We start from the raw sequence: 16408 nt of genomic DNA, 5'->3' as shown, positions 1-16408 counted from the left end.
GTTCTTGCCGAACTAGAAGGAGTTGCAGCCGCCGTTGTCGTTGTTGTAGGTGTCCAGCCGCTGGATGAAGGCCGCCATGGCTTCACGGGAGACATCTTCATACGGGTGGTAGCTGGAATCCGGGTACCCGGTGGAAACGCCGGAGTCCTTCATCCAGGAGATTTCCCTGTGCCACTGGTTGTCGAGAGCAACATCAGTGAACGATGCCGTTCCGGGTGCCTGGTAGCCCTTCGCGCCTTCGACAGAGCACTGTTCCCCGGCGAACCGGTTCATGAATGCGGCCATCGCGTCGCGCTTGACCGGAGCCACCGGACGGAACGTGCCGTCCGGGTAACCGGTGGAGATACCGGTTGCGGCGAGCCAGGAGATTTCCTTGTAGAACTGGTTATCAGTGGCTACGTCGGAGAAAGCGGAAACATCCGGTGCGTCGAACGCAGGCGATCCGGCCAGGCGGTACAGGAAGGCCGCCATGGCATCACGGTTGATGGACCCGTACGGACGGTAGGTTCCGTCACTGTAACCGGTCGTCAGATCCTCATCCGCCATCCAATTGATCTCGGACTCGAACTTTGTTCCCGAAGCGTCAGCGAAACGCAGCGGACCGAGTTCCACCTTGGCAACCTGATCCTTGACGCCTTCGGCGTTGTGGTGGTGCAGGAACAGTGCTTTGCCTTCGGTGGTGGTGGCCTGCCGGTTGACCGCCAGCGTGGCGGCGTCGGCCTCCACGAAGGCGTTGGCCTTTTCGGTGCCCTTGGCGCCCTGGAACCACATGGCCGGTTCCGTGACGTTGAAGTCAATCCAGTCAGTGGAATCGACCGGGACGTTCTGGCCGCTTTCATCGACGCTCAGGGCGTTGGAGGTGGCCACCCGGTACTGGACCGGAGCGGACTTGGTCAGGTCCAGGCCGAGGGCGGCAGCCGGGATCGGCAGCGTCAGCACATTGGTGTCGAAATTGTTGGTGTCAACATCTCCGAGTGCGCCGTTGACCGGGAAAACACCCAGCGGATCGCCCAGGGTTTCACCCGTGACCGGGTACACCGCGAAGACCAGCTGATCCAGCCCGGAGGCTGAACTCGTGGCGGCCAGGAAATCGGCAGCCCCGTCACCGGTGGTGTCGAGTTCAACCGCAACCTGGCTGTTGCTGTTCAGCGACGGCCAGTTCTCCCACGTGCTGATACCGATGTTCAGGAAGGAATCCTTCATGTCTGCCTTGGCTGCAGCAAGTGCCGGAACGTTGGAGGAAGCTCCCACGGTCCGCAGGTCCAGCGAGTACAGGGACTCGAGGGCCAGGCCGCTCTTGCGCTCGCTTTCGGCACCGAGGACCAGCGGGGTCACCAGCGAGGTGTAGGCCTCGCTGTCCTTGCCCTGGTTCAGTGCACGGCCGCTGAACGTGGTCAGCGTGGAAAGCGCGGACTCGTCGGCGAACGTGATCTTGGAGCTGGCCTTCATGTTGGAGGTCGGCTTGGGAGCGGAATATACCGGTACCCGCAGAGTCTCGGAGGTTTCACTCGTCAGCTGCAGCCGCCCGGAGGCTTCGGCAATGTACTGACGTGCGTTGCCGCCCTGGAGCTTCTCGGCTGCCGGGTCGATCGTCTTGGCCAGCGCCGCGGGATCCGCGATGCTGAGCGTGACCGGGACCGTGGCCTTGCCGTTGGCGGGCACGGAGAACGCTGCAGTGTCCGTGCTGATGACTACGCCGGGAACCTGCGTTGCGGTCAGGTATTCAGCAGTGAACGTCTGCGGGGAATCTCCCTTGTTTTCCACCGTGACCGAGCGGGTGAGCTCGATCGGCTTGGCGCCGAGTTCCAGGACACCGAAGTTCACCGAAGTGAGGCGCGGGTTCTCGGAATCGTAGGCCAGAACCGAGGTCTCCAGTGCGTCAAGCGCGTCAACGCGTCCCGAACCAACACGGTTCGGGGCGTAGACGACGCCGTCAGCCGTCAGGAGATCATGGGTGGCGGTGTTCATGATGATCGACTTGACCTCGTACGGGTTGTAGTCGGTCGCAGCAATCACCAGGGCCGCGATGCCGGCAACGTTGGGAGCCGCCATGGATGTTCCGCTCTTGATGGAGGCACCGGTTCCGGTGCCCACCTGTGCGGACTTGATCTGCGTACCCGGAGCAGCGACGTCAGGCTTGATGACACCGTTGGAACCGTGGACGCCGCGCGAGGAGCTGGAGTTCAGGGTGTCCAGTGCGCCGGACTGCCCGGTCACCGAGCCCACGAGTGCGGGGTCGAGCTGGAGTTCCAGCGTTCCGGCCTCGGCTGCGGGGCGCAGTTCCTCGGAGGAATCCGCGGTGAGCTGGATACCCGGGATGAGCGCGTTGCCGCCCACTCCGGCATCAAAACCGTTGAGGGTGGAGTCGACGACGACGCCGGCGTACCCGGCCTTGGCCGCGTTGTCCCAGCGGACTGCGGATCCGCATTCGCGGGTGCTGGAGTCATCATCCCAGGAAAGCCATACCCACTTGCCGGCATTGCTGCCGGAGTCAAGGGGTGCACATCCGTCGGAATTGTCCCCGTCCGGACCCATAACGACGGTTCCGGTGAGGGCGTCCGCCGGAGCGGTGGCGTAGTTAAAGCTCGCCGTGTACTGGCCGGCTGCGGTTCCTGCCTCGGGGGCAAGGACCTTGGCCGCGTCCAGCGTGGTCTGCGAGCCGACGCTGTTGGCTACGGTCAGTGCTGTTTCAGCGCTGCCCGGCGAACCGCCGATGTCGTAGATGTCGCCGGAGTTACCGGAGGAGACCACGGACAGGATGCCCTGGGCGGTCAGTGCATTGACGATGTCGTTTTCCGGATCGTCGTACGCGGGGAAGGTTGAGCCCAGGGACATGTTGACCACCTGGGCGCGGTCGCTGAAGTCCCCGTCGCCGTTCGGATCCAGGACGTAGTCCAGTGCCTGGCCGACCACCTCAGAGGAGCCTTCGCAGCCGAAAACGCGGACGCTGACGATTTTGGCTTTGGGAGCCGTGCCCGGGCCGATGCCCATGGCATTAACATCGTCGGCGGTGAGGGTTGAGTAGTCGCCCTCGAAAGTGGTGCCGTCGGCGTTGGTGCCGTAGCCCGCGGCGGTGCCGGCTACATGCGAGCCGTGGCTCTGGCAGTCCAGCGGGTTCGCGTCGGGCTTCGGGACGGGGCTGTACAGCTCCGGGATGGAGGGATCGGCGTTGTAGTCGTCGCCCACCAGGTCCCAGCCGCCGGCGAACTTCTCCGGATCGTACAGACCTGATTCCGGAGCCGGCAGTGTGTCGGATGCCTGCGCCTGGGCAAAGGCTTCCATTGTGCCCGGGCCGCCGAAGTCGGAGTGGGTGTAATCCAGTCCGGTGTCCAGGACGGCTATGGTGACGCCCTCTCCGGTCTGGTCACGCTGAACCCATGAATCCAGGGCCCGGACGTCGATATCCCCGCCCTTGTTCTCATGGGTCTTGGGCACGATGCCGGTGATCTTGGCGACGTCGCCGCGGGCTGCCAGCGCCCTGATGGCTTCGGCGTCACCGTTGATGGCGACGCCCGGAATGGTGTTGGTGGTGGTGTAAATGATGCTGGAGGAAGCCTGTGCGGCAACCTCCTCAGCCTGTGCCTCGATCGACGTGCGAATCTGCTGCACCTCGGAGGCCTTATTGAGGGGTGCCGCAAGTCCATCACGGACTTCCTGCGGCTGTGTCTGCTCAAAAGCGCCCTTGCCCGTGAACTGAACGAATACTGAGACCGGGCCCTGCTTCGTGGACAAGTCGGCAGAGACCTTGAGGTCCGGCGTCACCCGGGCGAGGCCCTGTGCGGTCGGATCACCCTGCGTGTTCCCCTCCACGGCCGCAGCCGGGGTCCACATGCTGGAGACCAAGGCCAGGCCGGCAAGTGTCGCCAGCGTGGCCTTTCCCGATCTCCGATAATTTGGATTATTCATACTTCTCCTTATAAAAGAGGCTGCCGGAGCCTGGGATCCGAACTTTTGATTCCGATTCCACCGACCGAGACTTGGCAATGAGGTATTGAGTAATGACGAGCTGGGTAGTTCCGCGATTTTTTGGTCAGGAACAAATCGGGGCGCTACCTGTACCTTTGTTCCTCCATAAACAGATGTCAACAGTAAAGACTGATCATTTCAGGGGTGCTGTCCGCGGCCGGCTGCCGACCCATATCCGCGGCACCGCCCGGTGCCGGTATCGTGGAGGGTGAAGTGGAGCCAAACCCCGGGAGCGAAGTGTCAGCGCCAGTGCCGTCGTCCGTAGCAGTCATCGTTAGGACCAAGGACCGTCCACAGTTTCTGGAGCGGGCTCTCAAGAACATTTTTTCCCAGACATACCGCGGATTCCGGGTGGTTATTGTCAATGACGGGGGCAACCGTGATCAGGTCGAAGCGGTGCTGGCGCGCTTTCCCGAGGCCGGCCGGGAGCTGGTCGCGGTGGTGAACCACGAGTCGAGCCGGGGGATGGAAGCAGCGTCCAATTCCGGCATCCGCAGCTGTGACTCCACCTACATTGCCATTCATGATGATGATGACCTCTGGCATCCGGAGTTTCTCGAACGGACGGTCCGCCATCTGGATAATTGTTCCGACGCAGGGGTTGTCGTACGGACGACCATACTGTATGAGGAAATCGTCGGCGGCGAAATCAAAGAAACGGGATCCGCACCTTTCTGGGGAAATATTCAGCAGATATCCCTCGGTGAGATGCTGCAGGTTAACCGTGCCGTGCCTATTTCCTTCCTGTACCGCCGCTCGCTGCATGAAGAACTCGGATATTACGACGAGAAAATGGATGTCTGCGGTGACTGGGAATTCAACATCCGCGTCCTGTCGCGCCAGCCGATCGGGTTCCTCGATGGGGAACCTCTTGCTTTTTGGAGTCAACGGCCTGCCGCCAGCGGCGCTGATGCCAACAGCATCTTCGATAAAGCGGAGGACCACCGGCGTTTTGACCGCCAGGTCCGGGATGAGTATCTGCGGAAGGATCTGACCCAGGGCGGTCTCGGCATCCTGCTTGAAGTGAGCCGTTTGATGGCCGATCAGAAGGAGCTGCTGCTGGAAAACCAGCGGCGGATGGATGCGATGCAGGCGGAGCTGAACGAGGCCATCCACCGGCTCGAGGAAACAGTTACGCACAGGACCAGCCTGAGCGGATTCCTGCGGCGTGGAGGCGCGGCAGTGGCCGCGCTCCGGAGTGCGCTGCCGGGGAAGTCCCGCCCATGAGCTCCCGCATTGCGGTGCTGGCTGACCTCGGCCAGGACGTGTATCACGCCGGCGACGAAGCCATGGGTCATGCGGCGGCGGATGAGCTCCGCAGCCGCGGACTCCAGGTGGTGCTGCTGTCCCGGGATCCGGCCCAGACCGAGCGGCTGTTTGGTTCCCCTGCAGCCGCGACGCTGCCTTTTCCCTGGCCCCCCGCACAGCGGGAGTCCTATCTGCGGGACATCCGTGCCCATTTGGCGGGCACTTCGGAGCTGCCTCCGGAAGATCCGGCCCGGACCCTGATCGACGTGCTGTCGGAGTGCGACGGCCTCCTGATCGCCGGCGGCGGCAATCTGAACTCGCGGTACGGATGGCTGCTGTATGAGCGGGCCGCAGCGGTGGCAATTGCGCGGGAACTGGGCAAACCCTTGGTCGTTTCCGGCCAGACGCTCGGACCGCAGCTGACCGCTCCGGACACCATCGTTCTGGCCGACATGCTGCTCTCGGCGGACCTGTGCTCAATGCGGGAGCCTTCATCCCTGCAGCTGGCACGCCGCCTGGGCATCCTGTCCGCCGCAGGACTGGATGATGCTTCATTCCTGGCGCCGGCGCCGTTCTCCTGGCCCCGGCTATCGGCGGAAAGCGGGGCCACAGGGCTGCCCGAGAGCGGCTACACCGCCGTGACGGTGTCTCCACTGAGCGATGCGCCGGAGGACTTCTTCGCCCAGCTCGGAGCTGAGCTGGACATCCTGCACGGACAGACCGGCTTGCCGGCGGTTTTCATTCCCCACATGGGTGTTGGTGCGGAGCATGGCTGGGACATGGAAGCGCACGCCCGGATTACCGATGCCATGAGCACTCCGTTCCTGCAGCTGCCCGTCCTCCCGGCGCGGGAAGCGGCCGGGGTAACCGCTGGGGCCAGCCTGGTGCTCACCTCCCGGTACCATCCGGCGGTCTTCGCGCTGTCAGCCGGAGTCCCCGTCCTGGGCCTGGCACCGGACAACTACAGCGGGGTCCGGCTTTCCGGAGTCATGGGGAACTGGGGACTGGCCGACTATGTCCTTCCGGTTCCCGCCCTGCGGGAAGGCCTGCTGGGTCCCGCCCTCGCGGAGGCCTGGCAGCGCCGTACAGAGATTTCCCGCCACCTGGGGGCAGCGCTTCCGTCCCGGACTGCCTGGAGCAAATCGTGGTGGGACGCCGTGGCCGCCGCATTCCACGCCGGTACTCCGGCAGCCGGATACACTGCTGATCTTCCCGAGGCGCAGTACTTTGGCGCCACCGGATCGTGGCTGGCTCCAACGCAGCACATCGCGGTGGAATTCTACGGACGGTCGCGCATGGAGGCGCAGGCAGGTGTTGAAGAGGACAGGATGCGGTCCTATCTGGAGCAGCAGCGGCGGGAGTACGCGGAACTGCAGGCGGAACACCAGCGGCTGCTGTCATCGCGGACGGTTAAGGGCGCTCTTTCCCTGCACCGCGCCTACGCCAAGCTTTTTCGCCGCTAGCTCACCCGCTCCGGCGTCATTCGCGCCGGCCTGACCCGCCGCCGGTCTGACCCGCCGGCGGCGGGCAATCCGAGGAACCTAGAGCGCGGGTCCGTTGCCTGCGTTGCCCTGCCACAGGGCATCGAACGGGGCGTTGGAGGAGACCCGGTTTCGGATTCCTTCGGTGACGAATGCCTTGGCGGTTTTCGCTGCGGCCAGGGGCGTGGCGCCCTTGGCCAGCTCGGCGGTAATCGCCGCCGCAAGCGTGCATCCGGCGCCGCTGACCGCGACATCGCCAACCTTCGGTGCCCGAAGAACCTCCATGGTTTCACCGTCGTAGAAGACATCAACGGCGTCGTCACCGTCGAGGCGCACACCGCCCTTGGCGAGGACCACCGCACCCGACGCTTCGTGGATGCGGCGGGCTGCTTCCTGCAGGTCCTCAACGCTTTCGATGGCATCCATTCCGGCCAGCGACATGGATTCGAAGTGGTTGGGGGTGACAAAGGTTGCCAGCGGAAGGATCTGCGCCTTCAGCGCCTGGTCCGTGTCCAGCGCAGCTCCCGGTTCCTGGCCCTTGCAGATCAGGACCGGGTCCAGGACGATGTTGGTCCACTGCTGGCTCTGGAGGGCCTTGGCCACGGTGTCGATCGTTGCCGGCGTACCGAGCATGCCGATCTTTACGGTATCGAGGTCATAAGCGGTCTGGATCGCTTCGAGCTGGTCGCTGATTACCTGTGCCTCAACGGGCACGAAACGGTGGTTCCAGTTGTCTTTCGGGTTGAACGAGACGATGCACGTCAGGGCGGCAATGCCGTAGGTTCCCAGTTCCTGGAACGTTTTCAGGTCGGCCTGGGCGCCGGCGCCGCCGGTGGCTTCGGAACCGGCAATGGTCAGAGTGACAGCCGGAGCAGCGTTTCCGGCGGAGTGTGTGTTAGCAGACATGACTCCATCTTCCACCCAAAGGGTTCACCGGTGCCAGCGGCCCCTCGATGCTGCCGTTTCCGGGCATTCCGCACAGCGGGAGGCGGGTGCCCCATGAGCCCCCTGCTGAAAACCTTGCGCGTGACGCCGGCACACCCGCCTACGGGTAGGGGCGTGCAAGCCTCCAGATGACGGCGCGTCCCGCAGCCATGGACAGCCCGATGGCCGCAGCCATCAGCAGCGGCACCACCACGGAATGAACGCTGAGGCCAATGATGAGCCACGCAAGAAGTGTCGGGACAACGAAGAACGCCAGAATGTGGATGCCCTGGTTCAAGACGCGGCGCAGCGACCAGCCCAGCACCAGGGCTACGGGCAGGGCGGTGAACAGACCCAGGCCAGCGGCATAAAAAGCGGCGACGACGACGGTCCACACATAGCCCCAGAAATCCCGGGCAGTGCCCCATCCCACCACCACGGTGGCGATCGAGGCCAGGACAAAACACGCAACAACGTAGCCGAGGGCAGAAGCCAGCGGTCCTGGAAGCACCTTCGAATCCGAGAACACGGTGTCGGTCGCGGCCAGGGGAGGAAGCGCGACGTCGTCGTCGGCTTTGTCAGTCATCGCGTCTGGCCCCCTGGAATAGGTGAACTACATCTTCCACGATATTGCGCACCACGGGTAGGCGGGAGAGGATAACGAGCTTCGCGGCCAGGGGCGCGACGCTGTCCGCAAGCCGGCGCGAGCGACGCTGCCCGGGGGAACGGTCATAGATCCAAAACAGGGTTACGCCCATATGCACCAGCCACAGCAGCTCGGGCAGGTCATCACGGATGGCAAGGGGCGGCTGGGGCCGTGACACAGTGACGGCCTGCCGGAACAGCGCTATCGATTTGGCCCGCCCAATGCTCGAGTCCGCCGGGTTCTGGCGGCCGCGGCGGGCGGGAACGGGCGACGGCGGCATGGCCAGCCGCAGAAAGTGCGCCCCAAAGTCGTGGTACGGACCCATGATGTCCAGATGGGCGAGCAGGATCAGCCGCAGGTGTTCGCCCAGATTATGTCCCTCGCGCAACAGCGGCAGCGTCCGGCTGCGGTGTTCATCCTGAAGGAGCCTGTACAGCTCGGCCACGAGCTCGTCCTTGGACCGGAAGTAGTAGTAGGCGTTGCCCACCGACACGCCTGCGTGCTCCGCGATGCCCCGCATGGTGGTCTTGGCGTACCCCTGGGATTGAAAAAGCTCGAGCGCCGAATCGATCAGCTGCCGCCGGGTCTGCTCACTCTTGACCGTGGCGGCCATTAACGCTCCCTTGTGTTCAGTTATATGCCCGCACGGTGACCGGCACGCCCGCCAGTACATCACATTATTGAACGCGTTCAAAAATCTGTTGCCGGGACCGAGAGCACCGGTGCCGCGCACCGTTCACCTCCCGGCGTCGTCCGTTGCCGGCGGGAACGTGGCAGAATTGACGACGGCCCTTCTACGGCCGCCCGGTGCAGCGGGCACAGTGCTAATACAGCCGGAAACAGCTTCGGCGAACCACTAGGAAACGGAACTCCCATGCCCACCTCCACCGGCGTCGATCCGACGCCAGCCCCGGCATTCGCAGCCCGCGGCAGCTCCCACTACGACATCATCCTGACGATCATGTGCGTGGTCATCGTCATTTCCAACATCGGAGCCACCAAGGGAGTGGTGCTGGGGCCGATTTTCGGTGACTTCAGCATCGTGACCGACGGCGGGTTTTTCCTTTTCCCGCTGGCGTACATCCTGGGCGACGTCATCAGCGAGGTTTACGGCTTCAAGGCCGCCCGCCGCGCCATCTTCACCGGGTTCGCGGTTTCGGCGGCGGCTGCCCTGAGTTTTGCGGTCATCATTGCCCTGCCCGGGTTCGATGACGATTACGGACAGGCCAAGCAGGCAGCCTTGGAGGTGGCACTGGGCCCGGTCTGGCAGATCGTGGCCGCCAGCCTGCTGGGTTTCCTGGCCGGACAGACCCTCAACTCCTGGGTGCTGGTGAAAATGAAGGAGCGGTTCCGCGAGCGTGCTCTCATCGGCCGGCTCATGGCCTCCACCGGCGTGGGCGAGTTTGCCGACACGCTGATCTTCTGCGCCATCGCCGCCCCCGTCATTGGCATTACCGACGCCGGCGCCTTCGTTAATTACGTCATCTTCGGCTTTGTGTATAAGACCCTGATCGAGTTCCTGTTTGTTCCGGTGACCGCCGTCGTCATCAAGGCGATCAAGAAGCGCGAGCCCAGCTACGCCGCTGCCGCAGTTTCCGCTTCCGCACGGTAAACACGGCACGGTAAACACCGCACGGTAGACACGGCGGCTAACCGCATTCAATGGAGCGGATCCCCGCCGCGCTCTTTTGTGCCCGGGGTTTTTGTTCTAGCGTCGCAACCAACGCCGTTCAAAGGCGGTAACGGTTGCGACGGTGCCGGTGGCTAAGCACGACGGCGCCGGTGGCGGAGGCATGACGGTTCCGGTGATGCGGAACGACGCTGAGGAGGAACAATAATGGTGCAGAGCAGCGGCAGAGCGGAAGACGGACAACCCGGTGGCGGGCGGGACGCCGGCAGTTTGTCCCGCGGTAATAAGGATGCCGATGCGGCGGAGACCGAAACGGCAGGTGCATCGGAAGCCGCCGATAACGAGGGCTTCCATTCCGGTCCTCAGGTGTCCGACGAGCCGGAGCCCGGCGGCGGATCATCGTCGGGCGGGTCTTCGGGCGGGCCGGAAGACCCGCCCGAGGAGGACCAGAGTCCCTCCGGAGAGCAGGATCCTGAACAGAACCCGCCGCTGCCCCGAACCTGGAACTAACGGCCTGCCGGCAGCCGGTTCGGTTACCCCGCCCCGGGCTAATGGCCAGGGCCGGGGCGTGGTGCTTTCCTAGCGTGTTGCGCTGTAGTACTTCCCGAGGGTGTCCGCCTTGAAATCAAAGAAGGACCCGTCCTCGATGGCCAGGCGCGCGTCGTCGACCAGCTTTACCGTGAAGCGCTCGTTGTGGATCGACACCAAAGTGGATGCCACCATTTCCTTGGCGCGGAACAGGTGGTGGATGTAGGCCTTGGTGTAGTGCGCGCAGGCATAGCAGTCACAGCCCTCCACCAGCGGCGTGAAGTCCTTCTTGAAGCGGGCGTTGGACAGGTTCAGCCGCCCGTGCGGAGTGTAGAACGCACTGGTGCGCGCCACCCGGGTGGGGGACACGCAGTCGAAGGTGTCGGCACCGTTTTCAATGGCGGTGAAGATGTCGTCGGGCTCGGAAATGCCCAGCAGGTGGCGGGGCTTGTCCTCGGGCAGTTCCTCGGTGCACCAGCGCACAATGGTGCCGAGATTTTCCTTTTCCAGGGCTCCGCCGATGCCGAAGCCGTCAAAGTCCATCGCGCCCAGGTCGCGGGATGCCTTGCGGCGCAGATCCTCGTACTGTGCGCCCTGCAGCACCCCGAACAACGCCTGGTACGGCTTGCCGGCACGTTCTTCGGTGAGCCTGACGTGTTCGGTGATGCAGCGCTGCGCCCACAGGCGGGTCCGCTCCAGGGACATCTCCTGGTAGGCGCGGGAATTCATCAGGGTTGTCAGCTCATCAAAGGCGAACATGATGTCCGCGCCGATCTGGTGCTGGACCTGCATGGAGACCTCGGGGGTGAAGCGGTGCTTGTCGCCGTTGAGGTGGGACTTGAACCACACGCCGTCGTCGTCAATGTGTGCCAGGCGCTCCTTGCCGGGCGCAACGGCGTCGTCCGCCCCGGTGGCGTGCGTGGTGCCGTCGGCGTTCATGTTAATGACCTTCTTGAAGCCGGCACCAAGACTCATGACCTGGAATCCGCCGGAATCGGTGAAGGTGGGTCCGGACCAGTTCATGAACTTGCCCAGGCCGCCGGCTGCATCCAGGACGTCGGGACCGGGCTGCAGGTACAGGTGGTAGGCATTGGCGAGCAGCGCCTGTGCGCCGAGATCCGCCATCGACTCGGGCAGCACCGCCTTGACCGTGGCTTTGGTGCCTACAGCGATGAACGCCGGCGTCGCGATTTCTCCGTGCGGCGTGGTGATGGTGCCGGTGCGGCCCTGGAACTCACCGCCGTTGGCCTGCGTCTGCTCAGCTGTTGGGGCAGTGGTTTCGCGCAGGCGCTTACCGAGGGCAAAGGAGAACGTTGAGGAGGACACCCCTCCATTTTGCCTTACCCTCCACGGTGATGGATGCGCCGGCGGGATGGGGCTGCCCACTCTCCCGGAAGGCTGGGACGCCCGCCACATTTTTCCGGAGCGGGTGAGGGGCGGGCGTACGGTGGAAAGTGCGGTTATGGCCGCTTCCCATCGAATGTGAAAGGCCGGGCCGACCGTCTTGAATCACCTGCGCGACATGTTCCGGATCGGACCCGCCCACAATGACCACCATGTGGCGGTTCGATGCGGACTTGGTGTTGGAGTTCCCCTGCTCCTGCTGCTCGTGCTGGGGCGGATAGACCTTGCCATTTTCGCCAGTTTCGGTGCCTTCACCGGCATCTATGGACGCAATGAGCCTCACCGGCAGCGTTTTGGCCATCAGCTCCGTGCCGGCGCCCTGATGCTGGCAGTGATATTTGCCGGCACGCTGACATCCCGGCTGGAACCCAGCGCGTGGGACATCGTCATTGGAACCACGGCTGTGGCCGGGTTGGGAACGCTGGCAACCGGTTTTTGGCGGCTTCGGCCAGCCGGATCCCTGTTCCATATTTTTGCCTACGCCGCCATTTCCTCAGTGCCTCACCAGCCGCCGATTCCGCAGGCGATGCTGGTGGCTGCCGCGACCGTAGTCTTTTCCCTGCTGTTGGGTCTCTCCGGGTGGCTCCTGAGCCGGCACCGCACGTCATGGGAAAAACCGGAACGACGGCGGTTCACCTCCATCGAGAGGCGCGCCATCTACGCTGACTCCGCCCAGTATGCCGTGGTGGCAGCAGTCGCGGGATCCATAGCAACGGTCCTGGGTGTGGGGCACAACTACTGGGCCATGGTGGCCGCGACGGTGCCGCTGGTCGGACTGACCGTACGTAACCGCCTGCACCGCGGATTGCAGCGGATCCTGGGAACCTTTGGCGGACTGCTGCTCACGGCGCTGATTCTGGTGCCGGGCCTGCGGCCGTGGCAAATGGTGGTGGTCATAGCCCTGCTGCAGTTTGGCGCGGAAATGCTCATTGCCCGGCAGTACGCCCTGGCGCAGGTTGTGGTTACCCCGCTGGCCTTGGTGAGCACCGAACTGGCGCATCCGGGCGATCCGCTGCTGCTGATTCAGGATCGGGCCTTGGAAACTGTCATCGGAGCGGCGGTGGGCATGGCCATGGTGCTGACAGTCCAGCTGTACCAGCGGCGCAACGCCCGCCGTCCGCTGCTGGGGGAGTAGCGCCGGAAACCGCTGCTGGGGGAGCAGCCTCGGAAAACCGGCGCTGGGAGGTAGCCCCGCCGTCTGCCTCTGGGGGACTAGCCCCGGAAACCGGCCGGTGGCCACGGCTTCCAGAAGGTTCCGGGTTCCCGTTCCTGCAGGTTTAGGTTCCTACAGATCCAGGTTCAGGCCCCGCACCGCTATGAGCTCGTTGCGGATCCGCCGGTCCAGTTCACTTTCCGACAGCGTTTGGGACCCGCCATGGGCACGCAGGTACAGGAGCGCGTCAAGCCGCAGGACACGCCAGTCCCGTTCACTGTGCTCGTCTCCGGCCTCTGCGGAACGGTGAATCTCGCGGTCGTAAAGATTGGGCTCATTCAGCTGGCGCTGCAGCATTTCGGCAGCAAGCTTGGCCTTCAGCGGATCGCTTTCCGCGGCGTCGCCTGCCCGGACCGCCTGCGCGTATGCCGCCGACGTTTCCTCGTCTCCGGATTCATGCGTGATGTGGGCGGCCAGTGACAGTGCCGCCTGGATCCAGTTCCACCGGCCGAAGTTCCCGTCAAACGGCAGCCCGGTAATGATGTTGCAGACCTGCAGTGCGTTTTCCGCATCATCCAGGTTCACATACAGAGTGTGCGCGAGATCCCGGACATCACGCAGGTTGCTGCCCGATTTTACGTTCAAGCCACGGCTCAGCCGGGCGGAAATCTCCTGGACCCGGGTGTCGTCCGGATGAGCGGCAGCCGCGGCGGCAACCACGGCGGCGTAGTTTTCCTCCTCGGCCGGAACCACCCGCACGGCATCCGCCGGTGCTCCGGATGGAGCGGGGGCCTGGACCCGAACCGAAGAACCGTGCGCCAGCCGCAGCGTCATGCCATCCTCCAGCACCAGATGGACGAGTGCGGGCACGCCGAAGTCGTCGTTCTCCACTGAGCTGTCCCGGACCGGAGCCAGCGAGGTGCTCTCATGCACCGGAATCTGCCCGGGTGCAAGCAGCTCGGCATTGACCCGGAATGTGTACGATTCCGGTTGGCTCTCTGGCATGGCTGGTTCCTTCTCTTCGGACAATCGGCCCTCAGTATATAAAGAAGCGGTAACGGACGCTTAGCGTCCCCAGCTGGCCGAGGCGAGGGCCTGCCGCAGGAGGTCTCCCCGGCCGCCGGCAAACTCGGCATAGATTTCAGGGCTCAGGGCCTCCTCGGGTGTCAGCCAGGACAGTTCCAGGGCATCCTGCCGGGGATCACACTCTCCGGTGACGGGAATGAGGTAGGCCAAGGCGACGGCGTGCTGGCGTTCATCCGTCAGCCCGGACTGGGACGGCGACGGGAAATATTCGGCAACGGCAAACGGTGTTAGTGCCGGCGGCAGCTGGGGGAAGGCCATGGGGCCGAGGTCCTTTTCCAGATGACGCAGGAGCGCCGCCCGGATGGTTTCGCGGTACATGACGCGTCCTGAGACAAAGGTCCGGACCATCTTGCCCTCTTCGGTGGCCTGGAGCAGCAGGCCCACCTCGGTGACGTAGCCCAGCGGGTCGCATCGGACCGGTACTGCTTCCACGTAAACCATGGGAAGGCGCTGCCTCGCCTCATGCAGGTCTTCTTCGGAGAGCCAGCCGGGATAGGGATCAGGGGTACGAACACTCATAGCAGTGTTCTACCGCAATCCGCCGGGTGCATTGAACCGACGCGCGGCGCTTTGGCCCTCGGCTGAACTGATGAACCCCTTTCAGCGGTGCGTGCTTCGGCATAACCTCGTGGACATGGCCAGCACCGAAAAGAAGACTGCGGCACCCAAACAGCCCAAGGCGCCCCTGCCCGAACTGCTGCTTCCGGACGCCATGGCCTGGCGGAAGTGGCTGGAAGCGAACCATGCGCAGTCTCCGGGGGTTTTACTGGTCCTGGGCCGCAAGGGCGGAACCCTCACCAAGCTGATCTATCTGGACGCGCTGCATGAAGCCCTGTGTTTTGGCTGGATTGACGGACAAGCCAACCGCCGCGATGACGAGAGCTACCTCCAGCGGTTTACCCCGCGCCGCCCGCGCAGCATTTGGAGCCAGCGCAATGTCGGTTTTGTGGAACGGCTGGAAGCGGAGGGAAGGATGCGTCCTGCCGGCCGCGCCGCCGTCGAAAAAGCAAAGGCGGACGGGCGGTGGGAAGCCGCCTATGCGGGGTCAGCCACCGCACAGGTTCCTGAGGAACTGCTGGCGGCCATCGCTGAAGTGCCCGCCGCGCAGGCAGCGTATGACGGCCTCAATGCGCAGGCCCGGTACGCCCTCTACTTCCGCCTCAATGCACTCAAAACGCCTGCAGCCCGGGAGCGAAGGATCGCGGCGATCGTGCAGGACCTGGCGGAGGACCTCACACCTTAGTTGCCGGGCCAGCCCCGGAACAGACTGCCCGAGGCCTGCAGCCTGGCCGTGCCCTTGTCTTTGCCTGAGCCCCGCGCGACTCTGGAGGAGGAGCTCAAAGTCAGTGGAGGAAGAGCTCAACGTCAGTCGAAATCCGCCGGGGAACGGCGGGCTGCGGGAAGTTCCGGGAGGAATACCATGTGTCGGCTCTTCGGTATGCACGCGGGAGATCATCCGGTGAAGGCCACCTTCTGGCTCCTCACCGCACCGGACAGCTTGGCGGAGCAGAGCCGGCGGGAAGCTGACGGGTTCGGCATCGGAGTCTATGACCGCGAGGGCAGGCCGTCAGTGGTGAAGGCGCCCATTGCCGCCTATGAGGACAAAGCATTCGCAGCAGAAGCCCGGGACGTGGAAAGCCTTACGTTCATTGCCCACGTACGGTACGCCAGCACCGGCGGCGACGTGAAGGCAAACACCCACCCGTTTGAGCAGGACAACCGCCTGCTGGCCCATAACGGAGTGGTTGAGGACCTGGACCTGCTCGACGCCCGGCTGCAGCAGCTGGGAGTGATGGACCTGGTAAAGGGGGACACGGACTCGGAGCGGGTGTTTGCCCTGATTACTGCCGAAATTCGCAGCAACGGCGGGGATGTCGGTGCCGCCCTCGCTTCAGCGCTGGGGTGGATTGCCGAAAACTGTCGGTTGTTCGCCCTCAACATCATCCTGACCGATGCCGCCAACGTTTGGGCGGTGCGGTACCCGGACACCCATCCGCTTTACGTCCTGGAGCTGTCCGGCGAGGACAGGAAAAGCGGCATGAAGACCCACCGCATCAGCATGCGGAGCGAGCAGCTGGAAGCCGAGAGGCGGCCCGCAGTGTTGCTGGGCACCGAAAAGATCGATGACAACCCCAACTGGCGCATGATGGATTCGGGAGAAATCCTGCACATCGCACCATCACTGGAGGTTCGCCGCAGCCACCCGTTGCCTTCAACGCCCCGCCATCGCCTGACTCTTGCTGATCTCAGTGACCAGGCCGCGTCGTCGCAAAGCCCGCAGACAGCCGGCAGCACTCCTTAGGTACAGCACTCCTTAAGTACGGGACTTATAGGGCCCAATC

14 protein-coding genes are annotated in these 16408 nt (G+C 64.0%); 7 read left to right on the top strand and 7 right to left on the bottom strand.

From position 1 onward, the window contains the following. Positions 1–12: 12 nt before the first annotated feature. Positions 13–3906, bottom strand: a complete 3894-nt coding sequence (locus AAE021_RS14210; protein ID WP_342022974.1) for a S8 family serine peptidase — start codon at positions 3904–3906, stop codon at positions 13–15. Positions 3907–4167: 261 nt separating this feature from the next. Here AAE021_RS14210 and AAE021_RS14205 point away from each other — a divergent pair, with 261 nt between their 5' ends. Further along, entirely contained in the window at positions 4168–5193 is a 1026-nt protein-coding gene (locus AAE021_RS14205) for a glycosyltransferase family A protein (RefSeq protein ID WP_342022973.1), read from the top strand. Then, positions 5190–6677 carry a polysaccharide pyruvyl transferase family protein gene (locus AAE021_RS14200; protein ID WP_342022972.1) on the top strand — a complete coding sequence of 496 codons (1488 nt, stop codon included), beginning with the start codon at positions 5190–5192 and terminating at the stop codon, positions 6675–6677. The genes AAE021_RS14205 and AAE021_RS14200 overlap by 4 nt, the downstream gene beginning before the upstream one ends. Before the next feature lie 78 nt (positions 6678–6755). Here the strand turns inward: AAE021_RS14200 and thiD are convergent, their stop codons facing one another. From thiD to AAE021_RS14185, 3 genes are all read right to left on the bottom strand, one after another. Beyond that, positions 6756–7601, bottom strand: coding sequence for a bifunctional hydroxymethylpyrimidine kinase/phosphomethylpyrimidine kinase (thiD, locus tag AAE021_RS14195; protein WP_342022971.1), 846 nt, complete (start codon positions 7599–7601; stop codon positions 6756–6758). Positions 7602–7740: 139 nt separating this feature from the next. Further along, on the bottom strand, positions 7741–8205 hold the full coding sequence (locus tag AAE021_RS14190; RefSeq protein ID WP_342022970.1) for a hypothetical protein: 465 nt from the start codon (positions 8203–8205) through the stop codon (positions 7741–7743). Further along, positions 8198–8878, bottom strand: coding sequence for a TetR/AcrR family transcriptional regulator (locus AAE021_RS14185; protein ID WP_342022969.1), 681 nt, complete (start codon positions 8876–8878; stop codon positions 8198–8200). The genes AAE021_RS14190 and AAE021_RS14185 overlap by 8 nt, the downstream gene beginning before the upstream one ends. A gap of 261 nt (positions 8879–9139) precedes the next feature. On the opposite strand from AAE021_RS14185, the gene AAE021_RS14180 reads away from it, so the two are divergent. Then, positions 9140–9877 (top strand): queuosine precursor transporter, encoded by a 738-nt coding sequence (locus tag AAE021_RS14180; protein WP_342022968.1) that lies wholly within the window; start codon positions 9140–9142, stop codon positions 9875–9877. 225 nt (positions 9878–10102) lie between these two features. Next, complete coding sequence (locus tag AAE021_RS14175; RefSeq protein ID WP_342022967.1) at positions 10103–10405, top strand: hypothetical protein; 303 nt, start codon at positions 10103–10105, stop codon at positions 10403–10405. A 69-nt stretch (positions 10406–10474) separates the two neighbouring features. Here the strand turns inward: AAE021_RS14175 and tgt are convergent, their stop codons facing one another. Then, positions 10475–11839: a tRNA guanosine(34) transglycosylase Tgt gene (gene tgt / locus AAE021_RS14170; RefSeq protein ID WP_425362405.1), complete on the bottom strand. Its 1365-nt coding sequence runs from the start codon at positions 11837–11839 to the stop codon at positions 10475–10477. Positions 11840–11945: 106 nt separating this feature from the next. On the opposite strand from tgt, the gene AAE021_RS14165 reads away from it, so the two are divergent. Continuing rightward, on the top strand, positions 11946–12962 hold the full coding sequence (locus tag AAE021_RS14165; protein ID WP_342022965.1) for an FUSC family protein: 1017 nt from the start codon (positions 11946–11948) through the stop codon (positions 12960–12962). A 150-nt stretch (positions 12963–13112) separates the two neighbouring features. On the opposite strand, the gene AAE021_RS14160 is transcribed toward AAE021_RS14165, so the two are convergent. Both AAE021_RS14160 and AAE021_RS14155 read right to left on the bottom strand, forming a co-directional pair. Further along, positions 13113–13985 (bottom strand): DUF6707 family protein, encoded by an 873-nt coding sequence (locus tag AAE021_RS14160; protein ID WP_342022964.1) that lies wholly within the window; start codon positions 13983–13985, stop codon positions 13113–13115. A 60-nt stretch (positions 13986–14045) separates the two neighbouring features. Further along, positions 14046–14585: an NUDIX hydrolase family protein gene (locus AAE021_RS14155; protein ID WP_342022963.1), complete on the bottom strand. Its 540-nt coding sequence runs from the start codon at positions 14583–14585 to the stop codon at positions 14046–14048. Between the two features lie 115 nt (positions 14586–14700). Between AAE021_RS14155 and AAE021_RS14150 the strand changes: the two genes are divergently transcribed. After that, positions 14701–15309: a YdeI/OmpD-associated family protein gene (locus tag AAE021_RS14150; protein ID WP_342022962.1), complete on the top strand. Its 609-nt coding sequence runs from the start codon at positions 14701–14703 to the stop codon at positions 15307–15309. Positions 15310–15486: 177 nt separating this feature from the next. After that, positions 15487–16368: a class II glutamine amidotransferase gene (locus tag AAE021_RS14145; RefSeq protein ID WP_342022961.1), complete on the top strand. Its 882-nt coding sequence runs from the start codon at positions 15487–15489 to the stop codon at positions 16366–16368. Positions 16369–16408: the final 40 nt, after the last annotated feature.

Source organism: Arthrobacter citreus (assembly GCF_038405225.1).
Taxonomy (GTDB): Bacteria; Actinomycetota; Actinomycetes; order Actinomycetales; family Micrococcaceae; genus Arthrobacter_B; species Arthrobacter_B citreus_A.
This window is presented reverse-complemented; position numbering and strand designations above follow the sequence as displayed.

Excerpts from the sequence above, each read along its gene's own strand:
- tgt (WP_425362405.1), bottom strand. The coding sequence starts at position 11,839 with ATGTGGCGGGCGTCCCAGCCTTCCGGGAGAGTGGGCAGCCCCATCCCG.
- AAE021_RS14180 (WP_342022968.1), top strand. The coding sequence starts at position 9,140 with ATGCCCACCTCCACCGGCGTCGATCCGACGCCAGCCCCGGCATTCGCA.
- AAE021_RS14200 (WP_342022972.1), top strand. The coding sequence starts at position 5,190 with ATGAGCTCCCGCATTGCGGTGCTGGCTGACCTCGGCCAGGACGTGTAT.
- AAE021_RS14155 (WP_342022963.1), bottom strand. The coding sequence starts at position 14,585 with ATGAGTGTTCGTACCCCTGATCCCTATCCCGGCTGGCTCTCCGAAGAA.
- AAE021_RS14160 (WP_342022964.1), bottom strand. The coding sequence starts at position 13,985 with ATGCCAGAGAGCCAACCGGAATCGTACACATTCCGGGTCAATGCCGAG.
- AAE021_RS14145 (WP_342022961.1), top strand. The coding sequence starts at position 15,487 with ATGTGTCGGCTCTTCGGTATGCACGCGGGAGATCATCCGGTGAAGGCC.
- AAE021_RS14185 (WP_342022969.1), bottom strand. The coding sequence starts at position 8,878 with ATGGCCGCCACGGTCAAGAGTGAGCAGACCCGGCGGCAGCTGATCGAT.
- AAE021_RS14165 (WP_342022965.1), top strand. The coding sequence starts at position 11,946 with ATGTTCCGGATCGGACCCGCCCACAATGACCACCATGTGGCGGTTCGA.
- AAE021_RS14150 (WP_342022962.1), top strand. The coding sequence starts at position 14,701 with ATGGCCAGCACCGAAAAGAAGACTGCGGCACCCAAACAGCCCAAGGCG.
- AAE021_RS14175 (WP_342022967.1), top strand. The coding sequence starts at position 10,103 with ATGGTGCAGAGCAGCGGCAGAGCGGAAGACGGACAACCCGGTGGCGGG.
- AAE021_RS14210 (WP_342022974.1), bottom strand. The coding sequence starts at position 3,906 with ATGAATAATCCAAATTATCGGAGATCGGGAAAGGCCACGCTGGCGACA.
- thiD (WP_342022971.1), bottom strand. The coding sequence starts at position 7,601 with ATGTCTGCTAACACACACTCCGCCGGAAACGCTGCTCCGGCTGTCACT.
- AAE021_RS14190 (WP_342022970.1), bottom strand. The coding sequence starts at position 8,205 with ATGACTGACAAAGCCGACGACGACGTCGCGCTTCCTCCCCTGGCCGCG.